Source organism: Mesorhizobium sp. M7A.F.Ca.US.005.03.2.1 (assembly GCF_003997795.1).
Lineage (GTDB): Bacteria > Pseudomonadota > Alphaproteobacteria > Rhizobiales > Rhizobiaceae > Mesorhizobium > Mesorhizobium ciceri.
Map to the genome: position 1 here is coordinate 1 of NZ_RZRP01000448.1, position 5,133 is coordinate 5,133.

Annotated in this window: 5 protein-coding genes; 3 read left to right on the top strand and 2 right to left on the bottom strand. The window is 63.4% G+C overall.

All coding sequences use genetic code 11. The features are described from left to right. Window positions 1-167 precede the first annotated feature (167 nt). The gene (locus tag EN991_RS22605; RefSeq protein WP_127365491.1) at window positions 168-686 is read right to left on the bottom strand and encodes a GcrA family cell cycle regulator; all 519 of its coding nucleotides are present in this window, start codon (window positions 684-686) and stop codon (window positions 168-170) included. A 358-nt stretch (window positions 687-1,044) separates the two neighbouring features. On the opposite strand from EN991_RS22605, the gene EN991_RS22610 reads away from it, so the two are divergent. From EN991_RS22610 to EN991_RS22620, 3 genes are all read left to right on the top strand, one after another. Further along, window positions 1,045-2,244: an aspartate aminotransferase family protein gene (locus EN991_RS22610; protein WP_063170013.1), complete on the top strand. Its 1,200-nt coding sequence runs from the start codon at window positions 1,045-1,047 to the stop codon at window positions 2,242-2,244. Window positions 2,245-2,261: 17 nt separating this feature from the next. Then, window positions 2,262-3,173 (top strand): ornithine carbamoyltransferase, encoded by a 912-nt coding sequence (argF, locus tag EN991_RS22615; protein ID WP_127369588.1) that lies wholly within the window; start codon window positions 2,262-2,264, stop codon window positions 3,171-3,173. Between the two features lie 110 nt (window positions 3,174-3,283). Then, on the top strand, window positions 3,284-4,315 hold the full coding sequence (locus EN991_RS22620; RefSeq protein ID WP_013533641.1) for an Hsp33 family molecular chaperone: 1,032 nt from the start codon (window positions 3,284-3,286) through the stop codon (window positions 4,313-4,315). Window positions 4,316-4,362: 47 nt separating this feature from the next. Here the strand turns inward: EN991_RS22620 and apaG are convergent, their stop codons facing one another. Next, window positions 4,363-4,755 (bottom strand): Co2+/Mg2+ efflux protein ApaG, encoded by a 393-nt coding sequence (gene apaG / locus EN991_RS22625; RefSeq protein ID WP_013533640.1) that lies wholly within the window; start codon window positions 4,753-4,755, stop codon window positions 4,363-4,365. Between the last annotated feature and the right edge of the window lie 378 nt (window positions 4,756-5,133).

The window sequence follows — 5,133 nt, forward strand, 5'->3', positions numbered from 1 at the left end:
CGGAGATTTGTATAAGGTACAGGTAGGGCAGTAGGGCAGTAGGGCAGTAGGGCAGTAGGGCAGTAGGGCAGTAGGGCAGTAGGGCAGTAGGGCAGTAGGGTGGCATTTCGTGAGCGCGACTTTCCGCGCACATACTGCCCTACTGCCTTACTCCCCTATTCCCTTATCTACCTGCTCCGCCGCCGCTCCGATGCCGGCTGGAATGCCACGCGGGCGTGGTACTTGCAGTAGGGACCGGTTTCGGCGGCATCGTTGCCGCAGAAATGGAAGTCCTCTGAAAGCGGATCGCCGTTCGGCCATTTGCAGGTCCGCTCGGTCAGCTCGACCAGCTGCAGATGCCGCGAGATCGGCAGCACGACATTTTCGACCGGGCGGATGTAATGGCGTGCCACGGGTTCGGCGTCGAACTGCGTCTGCAAAGCAGTGGCGCCGACCGATGTCGTGACATGGCGTGCCGTGGTTACGGCGCGTGATACCGATTTCTGGACGGTCGATCCTTGCGCTGCCTTCTTCTGGCGTGCCGGCGTGGCGGTCGAGCGACCGCGGCCCGACAGTTTCAGCCGATGCACCTTCCCGATGACCGCATTGCGGCTGACCCCTCCAAGCTGCGCAGCAATCTGGCTTGCGCTCAGACCCTCCGACCACAGTTTTCTCAAGAGTTCTACCCGCTCGTCAGTCCAGTTCATGAGACCGCGCTCCTCTAAGCGTGCGGCAATCGGAATCCTTCTCCCGACCCGGCAACATTTGCCAGGGCAGACACCACATATATCTGGTGATTAGGTCCGCCGCACGAAATCTAGTTATTTCTCGACTACAACTACTCTATGCGCTGACTCGGTGACAAGAGTCCCAAGTGCAACACGAATCGGTTTTTTCGGTTTTCCCCAACTTGCCCGGTCGCTTATGAGCCGGCGTCCCGTCGGGGGGCTTGCCGCGCGCCACTACGCGACGTTTTCGTTGACTTCATGGCCGAAAAACAGGATAAGCCGCACAGGCCGCCGCTTTGGCGGCTTTTTTGATTTTCCGGTACCGGAGACGCATATAATGAGCGGTTCGGCGCTTTACGAGACCTTTGCTCGCGCACCCCTGGCCTTCGACCACGGGGAAGGCACATGGCTGATTACCGACAAGGGCGAGCGATATCTCGATTTCGCCGGCGGCATCGCCGTCAATTCGCTGGGCCACAGCCACCCGCACCTGGTCGCCGCACTCACCGAGCAGGCAGCCAAGCTGTGGCATGTCTCCAACCTCTACGAGATCCCCGGGCAGAGCCGGCTTGGCGAACGGCTGGCCGACGCCACCTTCGCCGACAAGGTGTTCTTCACCAATTCCGGCGCCGAGGCGCTGGAATGCGCGATCAAGACGGCGCGGCGCTACCATTTCGTCAAAGGCCATCCCGAGCGCTTCCGCATCATCACCTTCGAAGGCGCCTTCCATGGCCGCACGCTGGCGACCATCGCGGCTGGCGGCCAGTACAAGTATCTCGAGGGCTTCGGCCCCAAGGTCGAAGGTTTCGACCAGGTCGGCTTCGACGACATTGACGCCGCCGAAAAGGCGATCACGCCGGAGACGGCCGCGATCCTGATCGAGCCGGTGCAGGGCGAGGGCGGTATCCGCCCGGTGCCGACGCAGTCGCTGAAGCGGCTCAGGCAATTGTGCGAGCAGCACGGCCTGCTGTTGATCTACGACGAGGTCCAGTGCGGCATCGGCCGCACCGGCAAGCTGTTCGCACATGAATGGTCGGGTGTAACGCCCGACATCATGGCGATTGCCAAGGGTATCGGCGGCGGCTTCCCGATGGGCGCCTGCCTTGCCACGGATGAAGCGGCGGTCGGCATGACCGCCGGCGTGCATGGCACCACGTTCGGCGGCAACCCGCTTGCCATGGCGGTCGGCAACGCCGTGCTCGATGTCGTGCTGGAAGACGGCTTCCTCGAAGATGTCCAGCGCAAGGCGCTGCTGATGAAGCAGGGTCTGGCGTCGGTCGCCGACGAGTTTCCCGAAATCATCGAGGACATCAGGGGTGCCGGGCTGATGCTCGGCCTCAAATGCGCCATGCCCAACACCAAGGTGAACATGGCCTTGCGCGACCAGCACCTGTTGACGGTTCCGGCCGGCGACAACGTCATTCGCCTGTTGCCGCCGCTCACCGTCACCGACGCCGAGATCCATGACGCGCTCAACCGCATCCGCGCCGGCGCCAAGGGCCTGGCGGAGGCGATCGCTTCCGCCGCGGCGAAGTAATCCCGGAATCATTGCTGATGTCAGTTCGCCATTTCGCCGATCTTTCCACCGTTTCCGAAGGCGACCTGCGCTTGATGCTGGACGACGCGGTGGTGCGAAAGGCGCGGCTCAAGGCCGGCGAGCGCACCAAACCGCTCGAAGGCAAGGTGCTGGCGATGATCTTCGACAAGCCGTCGACGCGCACGCGCGTCTCCTTCGACGTCGGCATGCGGCAGCTCGGCGGCGAGACCATCATGCTGACCGGCACCGAGATGCAGCTCGGCCGTTCCGAGACCATCGCCGACACCGCCAAGGTGCTGTCGCGCTATGTCGATGCGATCATGATCCGCACCACCTCGCATGAGCGGCTGCTGGAATTGACCGAGAACGCCACCGTGCCGGTGATCAACGGACTGACCGACGATACCCATCCCTGCCAGCTGATGGCCGATATCATGACCTTCGAGGAACATCGCGGTCCGGTAGCCGGCAAGACCATCGCCTGGACCGGCGACGGCAACAATGTGCTGCATTCCCTGCTCGAGGCCTCGGCCCGGTTCCGCTTCAACCTCAACGTCGCCGTTCCCGAAGGCAGCGAGCCGGCGCAGAAGCATATCGATTGGTCGCAGGCGCATGGCGGCAAGCTGCACTTCACCCGCTCGCCCGAGGAAGCCGTCGACCAGGCCGACTGCATCGTCACCGATTGCTGGGTGTCGATGGGCCAGGAGCATCGCGCCCGCGGCCACAATGTGTTCTCGCCCTACCAGGTCAATGCCAAGCTGATGGCGAGAGCCAAGCCGGACGCGCTGTTCATGCATTGCCTGCCGGCGCATCGCGGCGAGGAAGTGACAGACGAGGTTATCGACGGACCGCATTCGGTGGTCTTCGACGAAGCCGAGAACCGGCTCCATGCCCAGAAGGCCGTGCTTGCCTGGTGTCTAGGCGCTTGAGGTGTCTGGGCGCTTGATCCCTGGGAGCTTGATCTGCGGGCGTGTGATGCCTATTTGCGCCGCATCACGCAAATCAAGCGCGTTTCGACGCATGCGCCCCGGAGGGCGGCATGGCCGCGCCCTGGAGCTTTGTCATGTTGGAAACCTATCAAGTGACTGAACATCACCCCAAACTCGGTGAATTCGGCTATGCCGGCGACGATCACGTCGTGCCGTTCGAGGTCGGCCCTCTCGACGTGCGCGGCCGCACGGTCCAACTCGGGCCAATGCTGGACGCCATCCTCAGCCGCCACGATTATCCCGAGCCGGTCGCCCGCCTGCTGGCGGAGGCCTGTGTGCTGACCGTGCTGCTCGGCACTTCGCTGAAGTTCGAGGGCAAGTTCATCCTGCAGACCCGCACCGACGGGCCCGTCGACATGCTGGTTGCGGATTTTTCCACGCCCTCGGCGCTGCGCGCCTATGCGCGTTTCGATGCCGACCGGCTGGAAGCGCTGGTCGCGGCGGGCGAAACCTCCCAGCAGACGCTGCTCGGCAGTGGCGTGCTGGCGCTGACCATCGACCAGGGCGCCCATACGCAGCGCTATCAGGGTATCGTCCAGCTCGATGGCGAGACCCTGGAAGACGCGGCACGCACCTATTTCCGTCAGTCGGAGCAGATCCCGACGGATATCAGGCTGTCGGTGGCCAAGCTTTTGACGCCCGGTCCCGGCGGCGCCCGCGAGCAATGGCGCGCCGGCGGTATCCTGGCGCAGTTCCTGCCGCAGTCGCCCGAGCGCATGCGCGTCCCGGACCTGCCGGGCGGCGATGGCGATCCGCGTGAGGAGATCCACGATCCGGTCGACAATTCCTGGCAGGAGTTGCTGGCTCTGCTCGGCACCATCGAGCCGACCGAACTGATCGACCCGACGATCGGCGCCGAGCGGCTGCTCTACAGGCTGTTCCACGAGCATGGCGTGCGCGTCTTCGGCGGTGTTCCGGTCGCCGACCAGTGCTCGTGCTCCAGGGACAAGATCCGCGGCATCCTCGAGGGTTTTTCCGCCCAGGAGATCAAGGACAGCACCGAAGACGGCGGCATCCACGTCGCCTGCGAATTCTGTTCGAAGCAATATGATTTCGACCCGGCGGAATTCGCGGCCCAGTAGAGTAGAAACCACGCCTCACCGGTCGCTCCGCGGCCGGTGAGGCGAAATCAATTCACCGTCCGCCGCGTCCCCGGCAAGTCCAGCGAAAACGCCGGAATGGCGATGTCGAACGTCTCGCCCCGCTTGTTGCGCATCGTGTAATGCCCGACCATGATGCCGGACGGTGTCGAGAGCGGGCAACCGGATGTGTACTGGTAGCTGTCGCCGGGATTGAGTTCGGGCTGGTCGCCGACCACGCCGGGGCCGCGCACTTCCTCGACCCGGCCGGTGCCGTCGGTGATGTGCCAATATCGCGACAGAAGCTGCACGAAATCGTCCGACTGATTGTCGATCGTTATCTGATAGCCCCAGACATAGCGGTTCTCCGAGGGATCCGAACGGTCCTCCAGATAGAACGGCCTGACCTGCACTTCGATGTTGCGCGTGACGGCGCTATACATAAGCGGCTCCAAAAAACGGTTCCAGCGGAACTTTCGGCGCTCCGTGCGGTTAGGTCAACCGATCGAAGCCTCCTCTGGCCGGCCTCGCGGGCAGGTGCCGACAAAGAATGTCATTTAAGTGACATATGACAATGATGGTGTGCGCGGACTGGTGACGCGCGACTCGGGCGCTCTGCTGAACTGTTGAAACCGGCCATCTTGCGGACCGGTTTTCCTGGAGTGACCGGACCTCGATGCAACTCACTCTCATAGCCGCCACGCTTTCAACCGTCCTCATCCTCTCGAATCTCGCCAGCATCGTGCTCGCCGCGTCGCGTCTGAGACGGCGTCGCACCATTGCGCCGCCGGCCGGCAAGCCGCGGCCAGTGTCGATCGTCG